The sequence below is a fragment of the Kribbella sp. NPDC049584 genome (assembly GCF_040675555.1).
Lineage (GTDB): Bacteria > Actinomycetota > Actinomycetes > Propionibacteriales > Kribbellaceae > Kribbella.
This window is the reverse complement of the sequence record NZ_JBFAPF010000002.1, coordinates 53975-76979: the sequence shown is the minus strand read 5'-3', so window position 1 is coordinate 76979 and position 23005 is coordinate 53975. Positions and strand designations below refer to the sequence as shown.

18 protein-coding genes and 1 tRNA gene are annotated in these 23005 nt (G+C 68.6%); 8 read left to right on the top strand and 11 right to left on the bottom strand.

Features of this window, described 5'->3' with window-relative positions; genetic code table 11:
• Window positions 1-39 precede the first annotated feature (39 nt).
• The 3 genes from AB0J62_RS07060 to AB0J62_RS07050 form a co-directional block, all read right to left on the bottom strand.
• On the bottom strand, window positions 40-1719 hold the full coding sequence (locus AB0J62_RS07060; RefSeq protein WP_363865322.1) for a GTPase: 1680 nt from the start codon (window positions 1717-1719) through the stop codon (window positions 40-42).
• On the bottom strand, window positions 1716-5495 hold the full coding sequence (locus AB0J62_RS07055) for an AAA family ATPase (RefSeq protein ID WP_363865320.1): 3780 nt from the start codon (window positions 5493-5495) through the stop codon (window positions 1716-1718). Before AB0J62_RS07055 ends, AB0J62_RS07060 begins: the two co-directional genes overlap by 4 nt.
• A gap of 516 nt (window positions 5496-6011) precedes the next feature.
• Window positions 6012-7709: a PrsW family intramembrane metalloprotease gene (locus tag AB0J62_RS07050; protein ID WP_363865318.1), complete on the bottom strand. Its 1698-nt coding sequence runs from the start codon at window positions 7707-7709 to the stop codon at window positions 6012-6014.
• Window positions 7710-7869: 160 nt separating this feature from the next.
• Between AB0J62_RS07050 and AB0J62_RS07045 the strand changes: the two genes are divergently transcribed.
• Window positions 7870-7943, top strand: a tRNA-Arg gene (locus tag AB0J62_RS07045).
• Between the two features lie 80 nt (window positions 7944-8023).
• On the opposite strand, the gene AB0J62_RS07040 is transcribed toward AB0J62_RS07045, so the two are convergent.
• The 4 genes from AB0J62_RS07040 to AB0J62_RS07025 all read right to left on the bottom strand — a co-directional run bounded on the left by AB0J62_RS07040 (window position 8024) and on the right by AB0J62_RS07025 (window position 12490).
• Window positions 8024-8422 carry a nuclear transport factor 2 family protein gene (locus tag AB0J62_RS07040; RefSeq protein ID WP_363865316.1) on the bottom strand — a complete coding sequence of 133 codons (399 nt, stop codon included), beginning with the start codon at window positions 8420-8422 and terminating at the stop codon, window positions 8024-8026.
• Window positions 8419-8919, bottom strand: a complete 501-nt coding sequence (locus tag AB0J62_RS07035; RefSeq protein WP_363865314.1) for a nuclear transport factor 2 family protein — start codon at window positions 8917-8919, stop codon at window positions 8419-8421. Before AB0J62_RS07035 ends, AB0J62_RS07040 begins: the two co-directional genes overlap by 4 nt.
• Window positions 8920-9011: 92 nt before the next feature.
• Complete coding sequence (locus tag AB0J62_RS07030; protein WP_363865312.1) at window positions 9012-11780, bottom strand: AAA family ATPase; 2769 nt, start codon at window positions 11778-11780, stop codon at window positions 9012-9014.
• 110 nt (window positions 11781-11890) lie between these two features.
• Window positions 11891-12490 carry a muconolactone Delta-isomerase family protein gene (locus tag AB0J62_RS07025; RefSeq protein WP_363865310.1) on the bottom strand — a complete coding sequence of 200 codons (600 nt, stop codon included), beginning with the start codon at window positions 12488-12490 and terminating at the stop codon, window positions 11891-11893.
• A gap of 180 nt (window positions 12491-12670) precedes the next feature.
• Here AB0J62_RS07025 and AB0J62_RS07020 point away from each other — a divergent pair, with 180 nt between their 5' ends.
• Entirely contained in the window at window positions 12671-13255 is a 585-nt protein-coding gene (locus AB0J62_RS07020) for an AAA family ATPase (protein ID WP_363865308.1), read from the top strand.
• On the opposite strand, the gene AB0J62_RS07015 is transcribed toward AB0J62_RS07020, so the two are convergent.
• Window positions 13248-14228 carry a hypothetical protein gene (locus AB0J62_RS07015; protein WP_363865306.1) on the bottom strand — a complete coding sequence of 327 codons (981 nt, stop codon included), beginning with the start codon at window positions 14226-14228 and terminating at the stop codon, window positions 13248-13250. The two genes, AB0J62_RS07020 and AB0J62_RS07015, sit on opposite strands and share 8 nt — an antisense overlap.
• Window positions 14229-14318: 90 nt before the next feature.
• Between AB0J62_RS07015 and dnaN the strand changes: the two genes are divergently transcribed.
• On the top strand, window positions 14319-15452 hold the full coding sequence (gene dnaN / locus AB0J62_RS07010) for a DNA polymerase III subunit beta (protein WP_363865304.1): 1134 nt from the start codon (window positions 14319-14321) through the stop codon (window positions 15450-15452).
• Between the two features lie 116 nt (window positions 15453-15568).
• Entirely contained in the window at window positions 15569-16636 is a 1068-nt protein-coding gene (locus tag AB0J62_RS07005; RefSeq protein WP_363865301.1) for an acyltransferase, read from the top strand.
• Here AB0J62_RS07005 and AB0J62_RS07000 read toward each other — a convergent pair.
• Window positions 16618-17385: an alpha/beta hydrolase gene (locus AB0J62_RS07000; protein ID WP_363865299.1), complete on the bottom strand. Its 768-nt coding sequence runs from the start codon at window positions 17383-17385 to the stop codon at window positions 16618-16620. The genes AB0J62_RS07005 and AB0J62_RS07000 overlap by 19 nt on opposite strands.
• A gap of 167 nt (window positions 17386-17552) precedes the next feature.
• On the opposite strand from AB0J62_RS07000, the gene AB0J62_RS06995 reads away from it, so the two are divergent.
• The 4 genes from AB0J62_RS06995 to AB0J62_RS06980 all read left to right on the top strand — a co-directional run bounded on the left by AB0J62_RS06995 (window position 17553) and on the right by AB0J62_RS06980 (window position 20872).
• Window positions 17553-18524 carry a LysR family transcriptional regulator gene (locus tag AB0J62_RS06995; protein WP_363865297.1) on the top strand — a complete coding sequence of 324 codons (972 nt, stop codon included), beginning with the start codon at window positions 17553-17555 and terminating at the stop codon, window positions 18522-18524.
• 44 nt (window positions 18525-18568) lie between these two features.
• Window positions 18569-19729, top strand: coding sequence for an NAD-dependent formate dehydrogenase (locus AB0J62_RS06990; RefSeq protein ID WP_363865295.1), 1161 nt, complete (start codon window positions 18569-18571; stop codon window positions 19727-19729).
• Between the two features lie 105 nt (window positions 19730-19834).
• Window positions 19835-20008 carry a hypothetical protein gene (locus AB0J62_RS06985; RefSeq protein WP_166679252.1) on the top strand — a complete coding sequence of 58 codons (174 nt, stop codon included), beginning with the start codon at window positions 19835-19837 and terminating at the stop codon, window positions 20006-20008.
• A 108-nt stretch (window positions 20009-20116) separates the two neighbouring features.
• Window positions 20117-20872, top strand: coding sequence for a GntR family transcriptional regulator (locus AB0J62_RS06980; protein ID WP_363865293.1), 756 nt, complete (start codon window positions 20117-20119; stop codon window positions 20870-20872).
• A 65-nt stretch (window positions 20873-20937) separates the two neighbouring features.
• Here the strand turns inward: AB0J62_RS06980 and AB0J62_RS06975 are convergent, their stop codons facing one another.
• Both AB0J62_RS06975 and AB0J62_RS06970 read right to left on the bottom strand, forming a co-directional pair.
• Window positions 20938-21486 carry a hypothetical protein gene (locus AB0J62_RS06975; RefSeq protein WP_363865291.1) on the bottom strand — a complete coding sequence of 183 codons (549 nt, stop codon included), beginning with the start codon at window positions 21484-21486 and terminating at the stop codon, window positions 20938-20940.
• Window positions 21487-21488: 2 nt separating this feature from the next.
• Window positions 21489-22985, bottom strand: a complete 1497-nt coding sequence (locus AB0J62_RS06970) for an Nramp family divalent metal transporter (protein WP_363865288.1) — start codon at window positions 22983-22985, stop codon at window positions 21489-21491.
• Window positions 22986-23005 lie beyond the last annotated feature (20 nt).

Here is a 23005-nt window from a genome sequence, read left to right as displayed (position 1 = left end):
GTGCTCCGGCGGCAGCTCGGCTACCAGATCCCTGGACGCCTAGCCGCGTGCAATGGCGAGGCTGTCCCGGCAGGTCGTGTACGCGGCCAGCTCTTCACGAGCCGGGGCAACTACGTGGCTGTCGGCAACCTTCTCGAGCTCGGCCCGCAGCGCCTTCTCCACCTGACGGGAGCGACGCAGCGCCCCGGTGGTCGCGAACACCCGGCAGACGAGGGAGACCGCCAGGCCCAGGACGGCACCACCGACCAGCATGATCCATGCGTAGGGGATGCCGTTCCACTCCGGCAGCGGCGGGTCGTTCAGATCGGCGATCCGCGCCACCAGCAAGGCGATCAGCCACGCGGCACCGCCGAGCGTGACCAGGAACAGCAGCCACTGCACGATCCGGGCGAAGCTCCACCAGCCCGGATTGTTGGTGACGCCGAGGTCCGTCCGCGCGACCGCCTGGTCGAGCTCGTCGCCGAGCGACTCCTCGCGTCGCCGGATCGCCGTCCGCACCGAATCGGCCCACGGACGCGACAGCCCTTCCGCGGCCTTGTTCGTGATCGTGCGTACGGCGGCATCCATCCGCGCTCGCTGCACAGGTGTTGCCGCAGGCAACGACGAGCGCGCGATCGCGACCTCGCTCGATGCCGACTTGCGCAACGCCTTGCCCTGCTCGCGCGACACCTGGTCGCCGTGCAGCCGCCGCAACGGATCCGGACGGAACCGCCCGAGCCACTTGGTCAACGGCCATCCCGTCGCAGCGCGAGCACGCTGCAGGTAGGAGCGGCGTACCGCGTCGGCAACGACCGACAGCCCGCTCGCGTCCGACAACGCGTCGACCAGCTCGGTAACGTCAGCCTCGGCGATCTCGGGGGTCTTCGCGTTGCCGCACTGACTCGCCATCCTGTCCGCGACGCGGTCCACGTCGGCGGAGAGGCGCTCGCGGGCGGAGCGCTTGTTGCTGACCCGCTTGACCAGCAGGCCGCGCACCTCTTCGAGACCGTCCCCGCTGACGGCCGAGGTCGCGACGACCGACGGCGACTTGAGACCGTCCGACTTGAGCAGCCGGTCCAGGTCTTCCAGGCAGCTCTTCCGCTGCTCCGGCGTCAGCTTGTCGATGTGGTTCAGCGCGAACACCATCACCCCGGAATGCGAGGCGAACGGTTTGATGTACCGGTTGTGCAGCGCCGCGTCGGCGTACTTCTGCGGATCCACCACCCAGACGAGCAGGTCGACCAGCTCCACGAGCCGGTCGACGATCAGGCGGTGCTCGACCTCGGTCGAGTCGTGGTCGGGAAGGTCCAGCAGGACGAGTCCGTCCAGGTCCTCGGAGTGCGCTTCCTCGAGCGAGCTCCGGTGCTGCACCTGGTGGCGGCGCGGGATGCCGAGCCAGCTCAGCACCTCTCCGGCCGGCTCGTCGCCCCAGACACAAGCAAGCGGCATCGAGCTCGTAGGCCGACGCGTTCCGATCGCGGCCAGGTCGAGCCCGGTCAGCGCATTGAACAGCGACGACTTGCCGGAGCCGGTCGCGCCGGCCAGCGCGACGACAGTGAGGTCGCCGGACATGCGCAGCCGTTGTCCGGCCCGGTCGACGATCTGCGCCGCCTCGGTGAGCACGACCGGGTCAAGCCGACCGTCACCGGCCTTCGCGGCCACGTCGATGGCGTCGATCTTCTTCAGGACATCGGTTTCGCCCCGGACCGGGGTCTCGACCGTATCCACTGTTTCCGTCACGTGCAGTCCTCCACCGCGCGCGCGGCCTCCGTCAGTTGCCTCGCCGTCTCGGCGTCGACCGGATGCTGGTCAAGGACAGCCAGATAGCGGGCGAATTCGGCATCCATCAGTGCATGAACCTTACCGTCAAGGTCCTCGCGCGCCTTGTCCACCATGCCCTGAACTGCCTTGTCGCCGAAAACTGCTTCCAGCAGCCGCTGTCCGACCACCGCGCTGCCCGCACCTGCGCTCGCCTCGGCGCCCTTCGGGATCCCGGTCTCGCGGGCGAACACCACCACCATCAGCGAAAGTCCGAGCCCATTCACGCCGTACTCGAGGATGCGTGCCGTCGACTTCTTGGCGCCGCCTTCCTTGCGGATCACGTCGAGGACGAACGCCTGCCACTCGCGGACCGCACGAGCAGCAGCATCCGGGAACGCCGGCGACAACGCGCCGAGCGAGTTCTCGGAGTCTTCCTCGGCGAGCTGCGCGTCACCGGCAGCCAGCAGCTGGCGACCGGGAGCAGTTGCCTGCCAGGCCTTCTCGGCACGCTCGGCGGCGGCTGTCGCGTGCTCACGCAACAGCGACTCCAACCCGGACTGGATCGCGTCGCTGACGTCACGCGTTTCCGCCGGCTTGTTGCCGAGCGAAGTCTTCAGCCGATCACGCAGCCGGCCTGCGTTGGATTGCAAGCCCTTCAGCAGTTCGCCAGTGCCGACGAACTCCTGCCAGCGAGCCAGGACCTCGCCCCGCAGCAACGTCCCGTCCTGGCACGCCTTGGCAATGTCCTTCACAGCCTGGTCGTAGGCCGACTCCACCGACGACCGCAGCTCGATCGCGGTATCAGCCTGTGCTTTCACAGCCTCGGCGAACGGCGGCGTCTTCTTCACCATCGCGCTGACCGCGCCCTGCAGCGTACGGCGGACTACGCCCGCACGCGCCTCCGCGTCGGCGGCGAGGTCGACCAGCCAGTCCTTGATTGAGGCAACCGATGTCTGCGGCAGCATTCCGTTGCCATCGACAACGGTCTCCTGGATGGAGAACAGCGGCGAGTCACCGAGCCCGCGCTCGAGCAGCATCTGCGCGAGGTGCCCGGTGATGTCGTCGATCGTCTCGCTCGGAGCCCGGTCGAGCACCACCGCGACCGCAGTGCTGCGATCCGATGCGCTCTGCAGGAACTCCCACGGGACAGCGTCGGAGTAGCGCGCCGCCGTGGTGACGAACAGCCAGAGGTCAGCGGCCCCGAGCAGTTGCGTCGCCAGATCACGGTTCGCCTCGACAACGGAGTCGATGTCCGGCGCGTCCAGGATCGCGAGCCCGCGCGGAACGGTGCCAGCGGCAACCAACCGCAGCTGCCCCGCATCCTCCATGCCACCCGGCTCGTCCGCACTCGTCCGTGCCATCCCCGGCAGAACCCGGTCGCCCACGAACCAGTCCGCATCCGCCGGGTGATGAATCAGCACCGGCGACCGGGTAGTAGGCCGCAACACACCCGGCTCGCTCACGACCTTGCCGATCACGCTGTTGACCAGCGTCGACTTCCCAGCCCCCGTCGACCCGCCCACCACCGCGAGCACCGGTGCCTCGAGCTGCACCAGCCGAGGCAACAGGTAGTCATCCAGCTGATCCAACATCGCCTTCTGCTGCTGCCGAGCCTCGTCAGCCCCCACAACCTCCAGCGGCAACTGACTCCCCGCCAACACACCCCGCAACTTCATCAACGCAGTAATCAAGGCCATAGCAGCCTGCTCAGCCGCCAACCGCTCCGCCAACTGCGCCGCCGTCAGCTCCTCTTCCCCCTCAACATCACCATCCCCCTCAGCCGACCCGTCACCACCCTCAGCCGCGCTGTCGGCATCACCATTAGCCGTGCTGTCGGCATCACCATCAGCCGCACCCTCGGCACCACCGCCAGCCGCGCCGTCGGCACCACCACCAGCCGCACCGTCGGCACCACCGCCAGCCGCGCCATCGGCACCACCACCAGCCGCACCCTCGGCACCACCGCCAGCCGCGCCATCGGCACCACCACCAGCCGCACCCTCGGCACCACTATCAGCCGCGCCATCGGTACCACCGCCAGCCGCGCCATCGGCACCACCGTCAGCCGCCTCATCGCCACCACCATTGGTCGCGTCAGCGCCCTCAGCAACGACCGCGGAGTCACCGCCAGCACCACCAGCGGACTCATCAGCGCCCTCATCAGCCGAACCGCCCGCACCACCAGCAGCCGCACCAGCAACCGGGCCGCCAGCAACCTCGTCCACCGACTCACCAGCACCGTCGCCCGACTCGTCAGCACCGTCGCTCGCCGACTGGTCGGCGTCCTCAGCCGAACTCGACGCAGCTTCACCGGCGGCGTCGTCCGCGGCACCGTCTACCGACCCGCCATCAGACTCACCCGTCGCCGCATTCGCCGACTTGCCCTCGGCGTCATCCGCCTCACCAGAGGCGCCGTCCGCCGACTCCTGCCTAGCATCAGACGACCCGTCCACGCCCTCACCGGTCGCCGCCGCAGTCGCCCGCCTACCCTCGGCGCCGTCGGCCTCGCCAAAAGCGTCGTCCGTCGACTCGCCCGTGGTGTCAGACGACCCGTCCGCGCCCTCACCGGTCACCGCATTCGCCGGCTCACCCTCGGCGCCGTTCGCCTCGCCAGAGGCGTCGCTTGCCGACTCCTGCCTGATGTCAGCGGATCCGTCTGCGCTCTCGCCTGCGGTCTCGTCGGCCGCGGCATCTGCCGTTTCCGCGCTCGCCTGCTCGTCCGCGCCTTCTGCAGCGCTCGCTTCGTCCGCCGAGTCGGCGGCAGCGTCATCGGTTGCGTGTGAGGCTGTAGCGTCCGCAGCCTCGTCCGTCTCGTCCTCCGCGTCATCCGTCGGCTCGTGTGCGGTCTCCGCCGACTCGTTCGCGGCTGCATCGGCGTCATGCTCGGCGGCACCGCGTGCGGTCTCGTCGACAGCCCCGCCCGTAGCCCGGGCGTCGTCGCTCAGGTCGAGCTGCTGCTCGATAGAGCCGGTCTGATCGCCAGAGTCGGGGTCAGGATGTGCTCCTGCGGCGTCCTGGGTGGTGTTCTCCGGCTGCTTGGGCAGACCGATGATGATGTTGCCGTACTCGAGGGGAAAGCCGTCAGGCGACTCGTCCGGCTCGTACACGACACCGACCGGCGGCCGCACCTCCTGGCCCCCATCAGGTACGGCGCCACCCTCCGCGTTCGGAGATGCCGCGCCCTCAGCGCCTTGCACCGCCCTGTCGTCACCGGCCTCGGCACTACCCTCGTCGGCCCGCTCTGTGCCCTCACCGCCCTGTGCGGCGCCTTCGTCCGCCTGTCCAGCGCTTTCGCCGGCCTGTCCAGTGCCTTCGCCGGTCTGTGGGGTGCCGGCGTCGTTCTGAGCCGTGTCGTCGCCGGACTGTTGTGCAGCGTCGTCAGCGGCCTGCGCCGGGGCTTCAGCAGACTCCGTGGTGCCGTCAGACGCTTGTACGCCGACGTGCCCGGTGGCCTGCGTGTCGTTCGGAGCCGATGAGTCGGTCGGTGTCGAGGTGTCGTCGGCGGGGGTGGCTTCTGCGGTGGGCGACGGGTCGCTGTCCTCGGACGGCGCGTCGGGCGTCGTACCGGGCTGCTCGGAGTCCGTTGTAGGGCTCTCGGCGGCGCTGTCTGCGGCTTCTGCGGACTTGGCGTCGTCGGAGGTGCCCGCGGCGGGCTCAGTTGACTCGGCCGCTGCTGTCGTCTGGTCGGACGTGGCTGCGCCGTCCTGGCGCACCGTGTCCTTGGAGTCAGACGTGGCCGCGCCGTCCCCGGTCACCGTGTCCCTGGAGTCAGACGCGGCTGCGCCGTCCCCGGTCACCGTGTCCCTGGAGTCAGACGCGGCTGCGCCGTCCCCGGTCACCGTGTCCCTGGAGTCTGACGTGGCTGCGGCGTCGTCGGTCGTGGTGTTCTGAGAGTCAGACGGGGCTGCGGCGTCCTGGGGTGGCCTGTTCTTGGAGTCGGGCGTGACTGCACCGTTCGGGGACTCGTCGGCGGGCTGGCCGTCGGAGGTTTGAGCCTCGGGTTGGGGCTGCGTACCGGTGGGTTCCTGGTCGGGGGCCGGCTTTTTGCGGCGGCGGCGCCAGAAGCTTCGGGGTTTGGGGGTGGATTGGGCGATGAGATTCGCCAGCTCCTGGGCAGGCTGATCCTGGCCCGGAACCCGCGGTTCCGAGCCTTCACCAGCTGCTGACCTGATGTCAGCCACGTTGTCCGCCCACGAGCACAGAGTGCCCGGTCGGACAGCGCAGAAGCAAAGTCATCGTCAGTCCCGTTTGGCGGCGTGGACGGGTGGCAGTCACTGCGGTGGTGGATACGGACCGTATCCTCCCGGCGGTCCTTGTTGACCGGGGGGTCCCGGTGGGTAACCAGGCTGACCGGCTGGGTAACCGGGTTGCCCCGAGGGATACCCCGGCTGAGCGGGCGGATAACCATCCTGCGGCCGCGGGTATGCGCCTTCCCCAGCGCCACCTCCCGGAGCCCCGGCACCCGGCCCACCAGGCGCCTGCCCGGCCCCACCGGGCCCCGCCTGACCAGGCCCGACCAGACCACCAGGCCCTGCCGGACCACCCGGCCCCGCCGTACCACCCGGACCCATCGGAGCGCCAGACCCCATCGGACCACCAGGACCCATCGGTCCACCCGGCCCCATCGGTCCACCGGGTCCCATCGGCATACCGGGACCCACTTGCCCCATCGGCATCCCCGGAGCACCGGGCGGGAAGGCTCCCCCGGCGTACTGCGGAGCCGCCTGTGCGAATGCGGGCATCGGCGGGAAGGGCACGCTCGGCCTCCGCTCCCGCAGCTCGTCCAGTAGCTGCTTCTCCGTCTGTAGTGCATCCGGCCCGATCACCTGGCGCACGATCTTGTCCCGCAGGTATGCCAGCTCGGTCGCGTTCTGCTGGAACGCCTTCGCGGACGCCTCCGCCTGCGGACCGTACCGCCGAGCGTTCTGCCGCAGCGCCTTGCGCCCGCGCAATGTCGCTATCAGTGGTACGTCCTGTGGAACCAGCCACCCGAACCGCACATAGTCATACAGCCGGGAGGCGATCATCTGGCCCTCCCGTGATCGCATCACGAGCGCGAAGACGACCAGGCAGATGAACAGCGGCACCATCAGACACAGGTACGCGACGATGAAGCCCCCGCCACCCGCCCAGCTCGCCGAAGCGTTCCAGGAGGCGTGCGCCAGCACCGCAGCCAGGTACCCGACGACCGGCGCGAGAAAACGGACCACGGTACTTCGATGGCGTATCGCGACGCCGATCCCGATCGCGGTGAACGACGTGAAGAGCGGATGGGCGAACGGCGAGATCACGCCGCGGATGATGAACAGGGCGAACGCCCCGCGCAGACCGGCGTCGCTGCCGGACTCCTCGGAGAGCGTGTTGAAGACGCGGCCGTAGTACAGGATGTTCTCGGTGAAGGCGAAGCCGACACCGACCATCCCGGCGTACACAAGGCCGTCGATGATGCCGTCGAACTCCTTGCGGCGTACCAGCGCCAGCAGGAGGATCACGGACCCCTTGGCGAACTCCTCCACCGGAGGGGCGACGAAGACAGCGGACCGGTCGCCGCCGACGCCGGTCTCGGCCAGCCGGTGCGACACCTCGGTATTGATGAAGATTGCGGCCAGGGTGGCGATGAAGGCGCCCCAGCAGAGCGCGAAGACGATGTACCTGGTCGGCTCCGGCTCGTACCGGTCCAGCCAGAGGTAGAGCGCGATGACTGGGATGACCGGCACGAACGCGAAGATCAGCCCCCAGGTGAAGCCGCCCGCGCCGGTCGACTTGGCCACGATGCCGAAGATCACCAGACCCGCGATCGCGAAGACCACCGCGATCACGATGCCGATCAGGACGCCCTGGTTGCGGCGCTGGCCGGGGACCGGATGGCTGCCGAGAACGTTCGGCTGCGGGTACGGTCCGCCGGGCGAGTACGCCGACCCCGCCGCGGGTTGCGGCGTGCCTGCCGGGCCTGGTGAGGGGTGACTCATGCCCCGAAGCCTAGTTGGGGTGCCGATCAAGCGGCAGAACCACCCACTCAGCGTTACCGGGATGGAACGACAACCCTGTACTTCGCTCCGGCTCGAACCGCGCCGAACAGGAACCCAGAGGCGGGATCACCCCCCGATCTGAGAGACTCTTCCCTGCCACGCGCCCGTAGCTCAGCTGGATAGAGCGTCGGACTTCTAATCCGTTGGTCGCAGGTTCGAATCCTGCCGGGCGCGCGATTCGTGACCAGGGCAGATACGGGAACCGGCATCTGCCCTGGTTCGCATCCGCCGGCCGTGCCCTGGTTCGGAGGCTGTCACTGGCGTAGGTAGTCGCCGTGGCGGTGGATGATCTTCCACTCGCCGGCCTCGCGCCGGTAGAGGTACGTGACGCGCAGGGTGTAGTCCTGGACCGGGCCGGGATCGAACGAGGTGTGTTCATAGCCGACCGTGTAGGCCAGGTCCCCGGCTACGCCGACCGCGACGAGGTCGTAGTCGAACGCTCGGCACGGGACGATCTGAGTCACCGCAGTCCGGAAATTCCGCCGGACCTCGTCGCTGCCCGTTGCACAGGCGCCGCCCGCGCCGAACAGGGTCACCGGGTCCCTGGTGGACCAGACTGCCAGCCTGGCCTCGAGGTCGCGGTGGTGCCACGCGGTCTCGGTTTCGACCTGGTGCGGCACCACCGGGGCGACGAAGTCGTCGAGTTCGGTCATTGCCGCGGCCCAGCCTGATCCGCGGCGTTGCCGGGCACCAGGTCGGCGGGCAGACCGGCGGCGCCGGCCGGGAAGGTGACGTCGCCATGGCGGTGGACGATCTTCCATTCCCCGTCCTCGCGTCGGTAGACGTGCGTGGCCCGGATGACGCTCGATCGGGCCGGGCCGCCGGCGATGGACATCGTGGACCGCTCGAACCCGACCGTGTACGCCAGATCCCCGCTGACTCCCGCGGCGAGCAGCTCGAACTCGTACTCCGTGCAGTCGGAGAACTGCGACGAGATCCACTGGAAGACCTCGCTGACGCGCTCCCAGCCGGTGCCTGTCCCCTTGGGCCCGGCGGCGCCGAGCACGGTCACCGGGTCGTTGCGCGACCACATCCGGAGCCGTGGGCCCGGGTCGCCGTTGCGAAGTGCGCGTTCCTCCTGTTCCTGCCGCGGCAGGACGTCGGCGAGGAACTCGTCGACCTCGTTCGTGGCCGTTCGTGCTTGCGACATGTCTTCCCCTCCTCGAAGCGATGTGTACGAAACGTAGGCAGCGCTGCCGGTCCGCGGCATCCGGCGGAGTACTCAAACCAGGTACTCACCCCTCAGGCGCCGGTACGCGCGCTCCACACGGCGATCTGGCTGCGGGTGGCGAACCCGAGCTTGGTCAGGATGTGCTGGACGTGGTTCTCCGCGGTGCGCTCGGAGATGACCAGCTGCTCGGCGATCTGGCGGTTGGTCAGCCCCTTGGCCACGAGCTGGGCGACCTCGGCCTCCCGCTCGCTGAGCAGCGGGGAGCGTGTGCGGCCGAGGCGGCTGACGAGGTCCTCCGTGCGGACGGCGTACGCCGTCATGCCCAGAGCGCGCACGAGACGCTCGGCGTCGCGCCCGGTCACCTCGGCCCGCTCGCGGTCCCCGGGAGCGCCGCGGGCCAGCCTCGTGACCGCCAGGTGGTACCGCGCTTCGGCCGCGAAGCCCTGCGCACTCGCCCGATCGGCCTGCTCAACGGCCGACTCGAGCAACTCGACCGCCCGATCCTGCTCGCCCAGCACAGCGGCGCCGCGTCCAAGTGCCAGGTCGACCGGACCCAGGTAGACCACGCCGTTGCCACCGGTCACATGCCCGCCGCTGTACGGCTCCAGCAAGTCGAGCAGGGACGCGAGATCCTCGGACCGGCCGAGCTCCGCCGCAACCAGCGATCCGTAGTAGTGGCCAGGGAGGCGGAAGAACGGCGGCAAGACCCAGCTCGTCGGCGGCCCAGTCTGCTCGTACGCCGTACCAGCCACGTCGTTCCGGCCTGCGCACAGCAATAGGAACGCGTGCTGCACGCGAGTCACTGTGACGAACGGCGGCGGCATCTCCAACGGCTCGTCCGCGTACGCCGCGGCGTCGTCGGTAAGCACGATATGCGGAGCGAGCGCGCACTGCAAGGAGAAGTACCGGCCTGCAGCGGGTGTGGGCTCGATCGTGCGCATCCGGTCGAACGCGCGCCGCCCGGCCACCACCGCCCCGCCGAAACGCCCTCGGGCCTGAGACACACAGGCGACGACGCGGTCGAGATGCCACGCGCCAACGGGTCCCCCGACCCGTCCGGCGGCGAGGCGCAACGGCGCCAGCTCGGCAGCGGCGTCCATGAGCCGCCCGCTCTCGACGAGCGCACCGATGCGCCAGATTTCGCCCCACATCGCCAGCCGCGGGTCGTTCGTACGCCGCGCGAGGGTCAGCATCTCGCCCGCCAGCTCCAGCCGCTCCGGCGCTCCCGTCGGGGTCGGGCAGGCCTCTTGCCGTGCGTAGAGCGCCTCGGCGAGAGCCCTGTCGTTGCCGTAGGCAAGCTTGAGCGCTGCCGTGCTCAACGACGCGGTCAGCGACAGGTCACCGTCGTACAGCGCGAGATGAGCGCGCTGCGCGAGCAGCCTGGCCCGAAGTACGACGTCGCCGTCGTCGCCGAGTGCCGCCAGCGCCTCGTCGCACAGCTGCTTGGCGAGCACGCGAAGGTCCGGAGTCGCCTCCACGACCAGCGCGGCGCGCGCCATGAGCTCCGGGCTCGCTGTCCGACGCGCCAGGTCCATCGCCGCCACGGCTGCCTCGCCACACCCGTCGGGATCGCCTGCGAAGTACGCCGCCCGGCCGAGTGCGACGAGAATCCGGTACCGCTCGTCCGCGGACAGCCGCTCGTCGAACCCGAGGGCATTCCGGAAGAGGCGCACTCCCTCTTCGTAGGCGAGATGGCGTACCGCGTCGTCCGCGGCGCGCACCGCCCAGGACCGCGCTGTGGAAGCTTCTCCGTACGGCGCGAGCTGCTCCCAGTGACGCGCGATGTCGGCCAGGTGATCGGACAGATCCTCGGCGAACCGCTCCTGCAACGCCTCGGCAACCTTCCGGTGCAGTGCGAGCCGCTCGGCGGTGGCAAGCGTGGCCTCGACCGCGTCCCGAGTGAGCACGTGGACGAATCGGTAGTCCGCGTCCGTGCGATCCACCAAGCCGTGCCCGACTGCCTCGTCGACGGCCGGGAGCAGGCGTGCGAGCGGCTCGTTCCGCGCCGCCGCGACCAGAGCGAGCGAAAAGTCACGGCCGACCACCGCCGCTGCCTGCAGCACCCCGCGACAGTCAGTAGAGACCCGGTCCAGCCGGGCCTGAACAGCGTCGAGCACGCTGTGCGGCGGGCGATTCGGCCGCCAGGTTCCGTCGGCCATCGCCCTGGCGACCTCGCGGACGAAAAGGGGATTGCCCCCGGTCAACTCGGCCACGGCGGCCGCATCGACGCCGGGCGCGAGCAGGGCCAACTGCTCGCGCACCTCGTCGGTCTGGAGGGGCTGCAGTTCGATGCGCTCGACCGCGGGTATGCGCAGTAGCTCCGGCAGCATCCGCGAGAGCGCGCCCGACGGCTCGTCGTCGCGGAACGCCGCGAGCACGAGCAGGCGCGTGGTTGCGATCCGGTCGGCAAGGTGGCGCAGGACCAGGAGCGATGACTCGTCAGCGCGGTGGATGTCATCGAGGACGACGAGCAATGCGCTGCGTTCTGCTGCTCTTCCGATGGCGTCGCTCACGTCCTCGAAGAGCCTGAAGCGGTCCGCCGGCGACGACAGCACCGGACCCCCGAACACCGCATCGGGATCCACGTCGACGGAGTGGAGAACTTGACGCCATGGCCAGAACGCCGGCGCGCCTTCGGCCTCGGGGCAGCGCCCCCAGGCGACGGCGCAGGCGTCTGCGACAGCGACTCGGACCAGCTCCTGCGCCAGCCTGGTCTTGCCGATCCCGGCCTCGCCGGAGCACAGCACAATGCGGCCCGCACCGGCGCAGGCGGCATCGAGCCCCCGCCGCAGCGCCTCAAGCTGCCGTTGCCGCCCGACGATCCCCTCGTGGACCCACACGGGCCAGCATCGCAGCCCTGGCCGGATACCGAAAGGCACCCCGGGTGGGCCGATCAGCGGCCAGTTTGGAGGTCAGCGTAGACGGCAAGGGCGCGCTACTCCCCTGCGGATCAGCGTGCTGCGTGTGCTGGGTCGCTCGGGTGGGCGGTGAGCGGGATGGTGTCGGTGTCGAGCCAGTCTGTCAGCGGGAGCGACTTGAGGATGGTCGTCAGCTCGTCGAGGCTGTCGGCTTGCCAGAGGCCTAGGGCGTCGCCGTCAGCGCGCCTCCAGAGGCGGATCAGCTTGCCTTCGCCGGCGAGCCGACGGGTGGCCGTTGCCTCGCCGGCGACCTTCTCGTCGACGAGCTCGGCCGGAGTGCCCTCCGGGATCGTCAGTTTGAAGATCGTGAAGTACTCCGTCGCGCCGGCGTCGAGCGGGGTCGCTGTCGCCGGGTCGTTCGGGTGTGGTTCGAGAGGCATGACGTCGTCGTGGCGCCAGATGCGGAGCGGCATCGAGGACAGGACCTCCTCCAGCTGATCGGCGTCGTTCGCCTCGAAGAGACCGAACGTACGCCACTCGCCGGGTTCAAGCGGCGGCCGCCACAGCCGAAGCAGCTGCCCGGCCGCGGCGAGCTCGCGCGAGTGAGCCCCCTCCCGGCCACGTACCTCGTCGACCTCCGCCTCCGTGACCCCGTCGGGTACCTGCGTGGTCATCGTGACCGGGAACTGCATCTCACCCTCCCGATGCTCAGCATGCTCAGCCTGTTGCGGTCAACAGGATCGCACCGAAGGAGATTCCCTCAGCGAGTTCCTAAGCACTTCTCAGTCTTCTCATGGAGCAGTGGTGTGGGCTGGTTCGTCCTACCTGTACTGACAGGTGACGGAAGGGCCGGTGTGGTGGCTTCGGGAGTTGTGGGTGTCCTTCATACGACGAACGGGTTGCGGGACCTGCGGTACGCCGCGGACGCCCTGGTGATCCTGGCCGGAATTCCGGGCGCCGGGAAGACCACTCTGCTCCGTCGGCTCTACCCGGTCGGCGCGGACCACGGCGGCGTACGAGTATTCGACTCGGAGCGCCTGCGTGCGCGCTGGATGCCTGTCCTGGGCCCGGTTCCGTATGCCTGGTGGCGCCCGTTGCTGCACCTCGCGTACTACGTCCGTGTGTTGACGGCGATGCGTCGAGGCGGAGGGCCGCTCGTCGTCCATGACTGTGCAACAAGGCCTTGGGTACGCCGTCTGCTCGGCTGGCGCGCCCGCCGCGCCGGACTGCCCTTGCACCTCATCCTCCTCGACGTATCAGGCGATGTGGCCCGCTCAGGCCAGTGGGCGCGCGGACGCGTCGTACGGTCCGGCAGCATGGCCACGCACTGCCAAAGGTGGCCCGCGCTGGTGGCACGGGCCGCTGAGGATCCGGGGTACGTCGTACCTGGCGCTCTGTCGGCCCAGGTACTCACGCGAGCTCAGGCCAACGCGTTGGAGCGCATCAGCTTCAGCTGAGGCGCAGGCGGGTCAGAGTGCCCTCGTCGCCTGACGTCGTCCAGATGCTGTCGTAAGCGATCAGCAGGCTGCCCGCGGTGATCTGCTGCCCGTCCGGCGCGACCTGTTCGACAGCCTGGCCGGTCGACCGATCCAGCCGGGTGATAGTGCCGTTGCCGGCCCGCAGCCAGACAGCGTCGGGCGTGGCGACCAGATCGCCGCCCAGACCGGCACCGAGGCTCGGGTAACTCAACTCCCGCGACATCCGCACCAGGCCGTCGCCGGTGTCGACCCAGATGTCGGACCCGCTGACCGCTGCTAGTCGCGGAGCTGGCAGCGTCGTACGCGCGATCACAGACCCGTTGCTGGCGTTCAAAGCGATCACCGCGTTCTCTGTCGCCGAGGTCGCTACGACCAGATCCCCCGCTGCAGCCACCTGGAGACCGCGGACGCCGAGCGGGTACTTCGTCACTCGCCCGGTGGCGTGGTCGACAAGACTCACGTCGGATCCGCTCAGTACCCACAGACCGCGGGCGGTCGACGGCAGCGCGAGTTGGTCAAACACCTTGCCCACTGCGGCCCGCCGCACGATCCGCTTGCTCGCTGGATCGATCTTGACGACATCGGTCCCTTTGGCCGTCGTCGCGCACGCCCACACGGAGGTCTGGTCGGTCCCGATGCCCTGGCAGTAGTCGTTGGGGTCCGAGTTCGTGTCGAGTTTGAGCTCGCCGGTCACTCGATTCGTTGCTGGATCAACCCGTACGACGCGGCCGTCGTCCGTCTTCACCCAGAGCGCTCCACCTGCCGCGGTCAGCCCGTCCGCGTTCTCGATCGGGATGACGGCCTGGAGACGCGCGGAGTACCCCGCCGTACGCGCAGGACTGACCGAGACGGTGGCCGGACCGGCCGGTTCCGGATCCGCCCCGCCCGAACATCCACCGACGACGAGAAGTAGCCCCCACCCCAGCGACGACACCCGAAGAGCAGCGCCCATGGCACCAGCATGGACCCCGAGGTCGTGCCTGCACAGGAATTGTCGGTGGCTGCTGATTGAGTCGTACTTCGAGATGGGGAGGAGTGCGGCATGAAGGTGCGAGTCGGGCGTGAGGTGCTGGCCGAGGCGGTTGGATGGGTGGCGCGTGGGTTGCCCAGCAGGCCGAGCGTGCCGATCCTGGCCGGGATGGTGGTCGAGGCGGCCGACGGACAGGTGACGTTGTCCGGGTTCGACTACGAGAGTTCGGCGCGGGTCAGTGTGCCGGCTGAGGTTGCCGACGAGGGACGGGTGCTGGTCTCCGGGCGGCTGCTGTCGGACATCTGCCGCAGCATGCCGCGCGACTCGGTGGATCTGAGTGGCGAGGCCGCTCGGGTTCAGGTGAGTAGCGGTGCGGCTCGGTTCGTGCTGCACACGCTGCCGCTCGACGAGTATCCGCCGCTGCCGGAGATTCCCCAGGCGAGTGGAGTGGTCGACGGGGATGTGTTCGCGCGGGCCGTCTCGCAGGTCGTGAGCGCGGCGGGCCGGGATGACACGCTGCCGGTGTTCACCGGGATCCGGCTCGAGATCCGTGGCTCGACGATCTCCTTGCTGGCCACCGACCGATACCGATTGGCGCTGCGCTCGTTCCCGTGGCAGCCGGTCGACGCCGGAGTCGAGGCCAACGCGCTGGTCCCGGCGAAGCTGCTCGCCGATGTGGCCAAGGCGATGACCGGCCATGAGTTGACGCTTGCGCTCGGATCGACCCGCACAGGGGACGGGCTGATCGGGTTCGAGGGCGGCGGTCGGCATGCGACCAGCCGGCTGATCGACGGCGAGTTCCCGAAGGTCCGCAGTCTGATCCCGGTGGAGAACGCGATCACCAGCACGGTGGCTGTCGACACCGCTGCACTGATCGAGGCGGTCAAGCGGGTCGCGTTGGTGGCCGAGCGGTCGGCGCCGATCCGGATCACCTTCGCCGATGGTCTGGCGACCCTTGACGCCGGTAACGGTGAGGAGGCCCAGGCGTCGGAGTCCGTCGAGGTCACGCTGACCGGCGAACCCGTGGTGACCGGCTTCAACGCCGGCTACCTGCTGGACGGGCTCGGCTCGCTCGGTGCGCCGATCGCGCACTTCGCCTTCACCCAGACGACCAAGCCTGCCAACCTGACCGGTCTCCGCGCTCCGGACGACACGCCCACGCCAGACTCCGCCTACATCCTGATGCCCATGCGCCTGCCGACCTGATGTTGCCGCGGGCCCCGAGTCATCCGTAGGTCGGACGAGTGAATCGTGCCGTGGGCTGACGCTTGCGATCGTCCGTTGCGATGGAGTAGAGCCGGACAGGCCGACGCGACGGAAGGGTGGCTGTGGAAGGCTCGCGGGGACGGCTGCATGAAGCTGACCTGTTGCGGATCTTCGCGGCGTTCTCGGTGATGGCGTACCACTACCTCTTCTCCTCGTACGCCGATGGCACGTCCGCGATGCATTTCCCGCACGTGGACCTCGTCGCGCGGTACGGGTATCTCGGCGTGGATCTGTTCTTCACGATCAGCGGATTCGTCGTGCTGCTCAGCGCGTGGGATCGCAGCCCGCGCTCGTTCGTCAGCTCGCGCGCGGTTCGGCTCTACCCGGCGTACTGGATCGCGGTCAGCCTCACGGCGTTCGTGTCCGTCGCTTTCAGCCAAGGTCGGTTCCCGGTCACGCTCAAGCAGTACCTGGCGAATCTGACCATGTTCAACTCGCTGCCGAACATCCAGAACGTCGACGTCGTCTACTGGACGCTGTGGGCCGAGCTCAGGTTCTACGCGATGATCCTGGTCCTGACCTGGATCGGCATCACCGCACGCCGGGTGACGATCTTCCTCTGGGCCTGGCTGGCGGCGACGCTGCTCTTCCAGACCGGACTGTTGCCGCACGCAACCGACCTCGTGCTCAACACGCAGTTCGCGCACTACTTCATCGCCGGTATGGCGTTCTGCCTGATCCACCGGTACGGCGCCACGCGGCAGACCGTCGCCATCGTCGCGGTCGCGCTCGGCAACGCGATCTACCGCGGCATCCGGTTCGCGGACCGGGTCGGCATCCGCTACCACACCGAGATCCACCGGACCGTCGTCGTCGCGATCATCGTCGCGATCTTCGCGATCATGCTGGCCGTCGCGCTGAAGCTGACGCACCACCTCGGCCGACCGTGGTTCGCCGTCCTCGGCGCGCTCACCTACCCGCTCTATCTCGTGCACGCGCACATCGGCTTCATCATCTTCGAGCGCCTCGGCGACCAGGTGAATCACGTCGTACTGGTCGCCGCCACGATGCTGCTGATGATCGGCATTGCGGCCGCACTGCACTATTGCGTCGAGCGACCGCTCGCGCCACGCCTCAAACGCCTACTGGACCAGGCCCGACCCCTTCACGCAGTCAGGAAGTAGCCAGTCAGCACCCGAGCCATCGTCTCCGGCGGCAGCGTGTGGAACGTCCCGTCATGTCCCTCCACCGTCCCGTGCGGGAGCGCCTCTGCCGCCTGCCGCGCCGCCTCCTTCAACCAGTCCGCACTGGCGTTGCTGTACATCACCAGCGTCGGTACGTCGACCGAGGCCAGCAGCTCGCGCGGTACGGCGCTGTCGCCCATCTGCAGCCCGTCGTACACAAGCGTGTGCGCGATCGCCTCCATGCCGGCCCACATCGGCGTCTGCCGGATCTGGTCGACCACCTCCTTCGGCTGGCCGACTGCCTCGACCATGAACAGCTCAGCCGCCCCACCGGGGTTCCCCGCGTCAACGAACTCCTGCAGCCGCTCGATGTAGCGGTCCGGCGCCTGCGGTGCTCCGTCGACCCGGAACGGCGGCTCCATCATCGCCTGTTTCTCGAACGGCAGCCCGGCTTGCAGCAGCACCATCGACCCGGACGAGTAGGCGCAGGCGTACTGCGCACCGGTGGCCGAGCGGATTGCCTCCAGGTCCTCCCACTCACGCTCCACGGCGTACGGCAGGGTGTCGCCGGAGTCACCGCGACCACGCCGGTCGTAGTTGACCACGGTGAAGGCCGACGACAGCGCCTTGGCGTCGTCGACGTAGCGCGAGCGCTCGGTGAAGCCGCCCGCGACGAGTACCAGGACCGGTCCGCTGCCGTACGTGTCGTACGCGAGCTCGGTGCCGTCCTTCGAAACCACCTTCTGCATCACAGCTCCTTTGCGAGAGAGATCTCTGCCCATCCGTCGAATGGATCGACGCCGGAAGGACACCCTGTGATCCACATCACAACACGCCGAGATCTTCCGGGCGACGGCGCACCTCACTACAGTTGGATTATGTATACAGGCGACTGCACACCATCCCAGGTCCGTTGATGCTGCTCCGCCAACTGGAGTACCTCGTCGCCCTCGCGCGGGAGAAGCATTTCGCCCGGGCAGCGCAAGCCTGTTACGTCTCCCAGCCGTCGCTGTCCGCGGCGATCCGCAAGCTCGAGCAGGAGCTCGACGTACCCATCGTGCGTCGCGGCCGGCGGTTCGAGGGCCTGACCCCCGAGGGCGAGCGGGTGCTGCTCTGGGCGCAGCGCATCCTCTCCGAGCAGGACGCGCTCCGGCACGAGTTGTCGGTGATGCGCGGCGGCCTCAACGGCACTCTCCGGCTCGGCGCGATCCCGACCGCGATGCCGGTGGTTTCGTTGCTGACGACACCTTTCTGCGAACGGCACACCAACGCCCGGGTGACGCTGGAATCGCTGTCGTCACGCGACATCACACAGAAGCTGGCGGAGTTCGATCTCGATGTCGCGATGACGTATCTCGACGACGACACGCTTGGCCAGGTGCGGAAGACGCCGCTGTACGAGGAGCGCTACCTGCTGCTGACTCCGACCCATTCGAAGCTCGCCGACCAACCGCTCGCCACGTGGGCGGAGGTCGCCGAACTGCCGCTCTGCCTGCTCTCCCCCGAGATGCGCAACCGCCGGATCATGAACGGCTATTTCACCGACGACGGCGTGACCGCGACTCCGGCCATCGAGAGCGACACCGTGTCCGGGTTGTACAGCCACTTGCACGGCAGTCACTGGTCGACGGTGATCTCGCACGCCTGGTTGCACATGTTCGGCGTGCCGGACGGGATGCGCGTCGTACCGCTCAAGAGTCCGGCGCACGGGCCGCGGGTCGGTCTGGTGATCGCGGCGCGCAGTCCGGAGCCGGTTCTGGCGCGGGCGTTGCTCGACGTCGCGCGGCAGGCCGGCGTACACAAGGCCCTCGACGATCTCCTCGACGTACATCTGATGGATTCCGGCTATCTCGACATAGCGAGCAAGTCTTTGACCGTCGGACCGTGACAACGCGATGGTGGAAATCCCTTCAGAACAAGGAGATTCCCAGCATGGCGAAGATTGTCTGTGTCCTGTACGACGACCCGGCGGGCGGCTATCCGACGTCGTACGCGCGGGACGGCATCCCGACCATCGACGGCTACCCCGGCGGTCAGACCGCGCCCTCGCCCAAGGCGATCGACTTCACGCCCGGCGCGCTGCTCGGCAGCGTGTCCGGTGAGCTCGGGCTACGCACATTCCTCGAGAGCCAGGGCCACACGTTGGTCGTCACGTCCGACAAGGAGGGCGCCGGCTCGGTCCTCGATCGCGAGCTGCCCGACGCCGATGTGGTGATCTCGCAGCCGTTCTGGCCGGCGTACCTGACCGCCGAGCGGATCGCCAAGGCGCCGAAGCTGAAACTCGCGATCACCGCCGGCATCGGCTCGGACCATGTCGACCTGGACGCGGCCATCGAGCACGGCATGACCGTTGCCGAAGTGACCTATTCGAACAGCATCAGCGTCGCCGAGCACGTGGTGATGATGATCCTCGGACTCGTCCGCAACTACCTCCCGTCGCACCAGGTCGTCCTCGACGGCGGGTGGAACATCGCGGATTGCGTTGCGCGCTCGTACGACCTCGAAGGCATGCACGTCGGTACGGTGGCAGCCGGTCGGATCGGGACCGCAGTACTGCGTCGGCTCGCGCCGTTCGACGTGAAGCTGCACTACACCGACCGGCACCGCCTGCCGGAATCGGTCGAGCGGGAGCTCGGGCTGACCTTCCACCCGAGCGCCGCCGACATGGTGCCGCACTGTGACGTGGTGACGATCAACGCGCCGCTGCACCCGGAGACCGAGGGGCTGTTCGGCGACAAGCTGCTGGGGACGATGAAGCGCGGGTCGTACCTGATCAACACCGCACGGGCTCGCATCACCGACCCCGACGCGATCGTCCGCGCCCTGGAGAGCGGCCAGCTGGCCGGGTACGCCGGCGACGTCTGGTACCCGCAGCCCGCGCCGGCCGACCACCCGTGGCGGACGATGCCGCACCACGGGATGACGCCGCACATCTCCGGCTCGTCGCTGTCCGCCCAGACCCGTTACGCCGCAGGCACCAGGGAGATCCTGGAGTCGTGGCTCGCCGGTGCGCCGATCCGCGACGAGTACCTGATCGTCGACGGCGGCAAACTGGCCGGGGCCGGCGCGCATTCGTACTCGACCCGGGTGTAAGCGGGATCACGCCGTACGTAAGCCGGATCACGTGAGACGCGGGCATAACCAGTCGGCCCGTCTGGTTGAATGTATACAGAAGCCAGAATTCAAGGAAGGGTTGACATGATCTTCACACGTAGGTTCGGCGCTCTGGCGGCTCGTCCGCAGTTTCCGGATGCTCCGGAGCTGCAGCAGGAGCTGAACACCCCGGTCGACCTGGACGCGGAGCTCGCGCAGCTGACCGCCGACGGCGCCGCCCGCGAGGACCGGCGGCGCGCCGACGAGTCGGCCGCCTGAGCGCCGCCTGAGGCTGCGGCTGGCCGCCTGAGGCAGCGTCTATATGTCAGGGCATGGCACTTGGTAGACTGTCTACCAAGTGCCGTGCTGTTTTCGGGAAGGGACCTCATGACGACGATCAGCGCAGGGCCAGGGGCCGGTGCGGAACCGGCCGGAGTGCGGCACGTCAAGCGACCGACGCCGTTGCGGGAGTCGGTGTACGAGGCCCTGACCGAGATGATCATCGACGGCACCCTCGAGCGCGGCCGCCACCTGGTCGAGGTCGAGCTCGCCGGACTGCTGGGCGTGTCCCGGCAACCGGTCCGCGAGGCCCTGCAGCGGCTGAACAACGAGGGCTGGGTGGACCTCCGCCCCGGTTTCGGCGCAATGGTGCATGTGCCCGCCGAGGACGAGGTCGATCAGCTCCTTGCCGCCCGAGCGGCGCTCGAGTCCGAGTCCGCCCGCCTGGCCGCCCGGCACGCCACGAAGGACGACGTCGCCCGGCTGCGCGAGCTCTGCAAGGTCGGCACGGCGTACCAGGAGTCCGGCGACATCGACGGCACGGTCCGCACGAACGGCGAACTCCACAGCCTCATCACCGAGATGTCCGGCAACCGCTTCTTGGTCGACTTCGCCGCTCAGGTGGACCGCCGAGTCCGGTGGTACTACACGCCGGTCGCCCCGGTCCGCGGCGCAGCCTCCTGGCGCGAGCACAACCGCCTGGTGAAGGCCATCAGCGAGGGCGACGAGGACAAGGCCGCCCAAATCATGCGAGAGCACACCGAACACACCCGCAAGGCCTACCACGACCTCCAGGCCGGGGCCGACGCCGTCGAAACCCCCGAGCCGGAAGCAGCCCCCCGCCGCCGTCGCCGCACCAACTGACTTCCCGGTCGGACCAAACAGTCGCCCGCAACCCCCGAGAGGGTTGCGGGCGACTGGCGGGGGAATCAGGCGGTGCGTTTGTTGCGGACCCGGCCGCGGCCGGTGGCAGCTTTGCGGGCCTGCAGGGTGGCGGCCAGGTGGGCGTAGGCCTCGACGGTTCGACGTGCGTACAGGTTGTGCTCGAGGATGCGCGGCCACCACAGCCGGCCGAGCTGTTCGTGCATCCAGAGGAAGCCGATCGCGAACCCCATGCTCACCAGCGCCCGGAACGCGAGGAACTTCCCCACCTCCGGAGGCAGTCCCGGTGTCCCGGTGACCACCCACGCAGTCACTATCGCGTGCACCAACAGCGACAGCGGGAACGCGACCGCCCAATAGACCGCCGCCGGCGCGAACACCCCGGCGGGGACTTTGCCCAACGCAACGAGTGCGGCGTACCCGCCGCCGAAGAGGATGAGCGGTACGCCGAGACCGAGCCCGGTCACCACCGCCCAGCCGACGGGCTGGCCGACGAACGCGGCCAGCCCTCCGGCCATCAGCCCGGCGGCGGCACCGACCGCCGCCGCCGGGACGGCGAACTCCGCCAACTGCTTCAGTTCGGCTCTGTGAGTCATGGTCAACCCACTGCCACGCCGAAGCGGAACAGGCAGTAGAACAGCATGCCGAGATAGAAGACGGCTCCGAACCCGATGATCACGTTCCGCACAGGCCCGGGCCGGATCTTCTTGGGCAGCAGCATGTTGTTGGTCAGCAGCAACACGATGCAGTACGCGCCCATCGCGAACGTGGACAGGAACGCGAGTGTGTCCAGGATCCCGGCCGGGCCGTCGGCCGGACCGAACAGCAGGATCAGGATGCCGAACAGGATCACGCCCCACAGGAACCCGGCGTACAGACGAGACATCGAGAACCGCTTGGCACCCGGCACGAAGTAGTACGTCATGTCCGCCTGACCGCGGGAGAACGAGTCGAACAGACCGAGGGTCGCGTTCAGACCGATCAGCGCGATGAAGGCGAAGAACAACGTCCCGAGGATCGGTGAGCCGGCGGAGGCGAACGCGTCGGACATCGCCTTCAGCGCGGCCTCCCGGTCACCGCCCTCGATCAGCTCCGCCACGTTCGGGTTCTCCCGGGCCGCCGACATGGCCAGCACGGTGAACGAGATCGTGACCAGCATTGTGATACCCCAGAAGAGCAGGATCGCGTCGAACGTGACCCACTTGCGCCAGCCCTTCCATTTCTCCATCTCGGCCGGGTCCTCGGTGTCGAACATGAACCCGCGCGACGGCATCGACTCCGCCTCGCCCGCGGCCCGCAGGCCGCGGATCTTCGGGATGTGCGCACCCATGCCGGCGCCGCTGTCGCGCAGTTGCAGCGTGTACCACATCTGCTGCATGCCGGACGGGCCCGCGAACGCGATCGAACCGACCACGACCGGGAACCAGGCCGACGTCATCGCCTCGTGCGGGAAGTACCCGAACGCGAACATCCCGGACAGCGTCCGGCCGAGGTCGTCCCAGCTACCGACGATCGCCGCGATCACCGACGTACCCACGACCAGCAGGCCGATCAGCAGACCGAGCAGTTTCTCGAGGAAGTTGTAGATCACCGACAACAGACTGAACAGCACACCGACGAACACCAGAGCCACGCACGCGGTGACCTGCCAGGGTATGCCGGTGATCTCCTCGAAGGCGGCCGCGCCCGCGGACAGATGGCCCGGCCACATGTAGATCAGGATCGCCGCCGCGTAGAAGAACCACATCAGCGGTTTGAAGATCCGGGCCGCGCCGAAGAAGATGCTCTCCCCGGTGGCCATCGCGTACCGCGCCATCTCCAGCAGCACGAACGCCTGCAGCGTGACACCGACCATGAACAACCAGCGGATGTCCGGCCCGAACACCAGGACGAGCCGGGGCCACATGTACGACTCCCCCATCCCCACACCCAGCGCGACCAGGAAGACGGTCGGACCGAGGATGTGCATGGAGGGTGGTGCGTCCGGAAGTTTCCGGATCGGCATCGGTTCGAGCCGGCCGGCCTTCCAGACCTTCTCGGTGACAGCGGCCGCCGGCTCTTCGGGTACTTCTGAGGTCTTGCTCGTGACGTCCAAGGCGGTCTCCTTAGCTTGAC

Excerpts from the sequence above, each read along its gene's own strand:
- AB0J62_RS07050 (WP_363865318.1), bottom strand. The coding sequence starts at position 7,709 with ATGAGTCACCCCTCACCAGGCCCGGCAGGCACGCCGCAACCCGCGGCG.
- AB0J62_RS07040 (WP_363865316.1), bottom strand. The coding sequence starts at position 8,422 with ATGACCGAACTCGACGACTTCGTCGCCCCGGTGGTGCCGCACCAGGTC.
- AB0J62_RS07035 (WP_363865314.1), bottom strand. The coding sequence starts at position 8,919 with ATGTCGCAAGCACGAACGGCCACGAACGAGGTCGACGAGTTCCTCGCC.
- AB0J62_RS07025 (WP_363865310.1), bottom strand. The coding sequence starts at position 12,490 with ATGCAGTTCCCGGTCACGATGACCACGCAGGTACCCGACGGGGTCACG.
- AB0J62_RS07015 (WP_363865306.1), bottom strand. The coding sequence starts at position 14,228 with ATGGGCGCTGCTCTTCGGGTGTCGTCGCTGGGGTGGGGGCTACTTCTC.
- dnaN (WP_363865304.1), top strand. The coding sequence starts at position 14,319 with ATGAAGGTGCGAGTCGGGCGTGAGGTGCTGGCCGAGGCGGTTGGATGG.
- AB0J62_RS07000 (WP_363865299.1), bottom strand. The coding sequence starts at position 17,385 with ATGCAGAAGGTGGTTTCGAAGGACGGCACCGAGCTCGCGTACGACACG.
- AB0J62_RS06995 (WP_363865297.1), top strand. The coding sequence starts at position 17,553 with ATGCTGCTCCGCCAACTGGAGTACCTCGTCGCCCTCGCGCGGGAGAAG.
- AB0J62_RS06990 (WP_363865295.1), top strand. The coding sequence starts at position 18,569 with ATGGCGAAGATTGTCTGTGTCCTGTACGACGACCCGGCGGGCGGCTAT.
- AB0J62_RS06985 (WP_166679252.1), top strand. The coding sequence starts at position 19,835 with ATGATCTTCACACGTAGGTTCGGCGCTCTGGCGGCTCGTCCGCAGTTT.
- AB0J62_RS06980 (WP_363865293.1), top strand. The coding sequence starts at position 20,117 with ATGACGACGATCAGCGCAGGGCCAGGGGCCGGTGCGGAACCGGCCGGA.
- AB0J62_RS06975 (WP_363865291.1), bottom strand. The coding sequence starts at position 21,486 with ATGACTCACAGAGCCGAACTGAAGCAGTTGGCGGAGTTCGCCGTCCCG.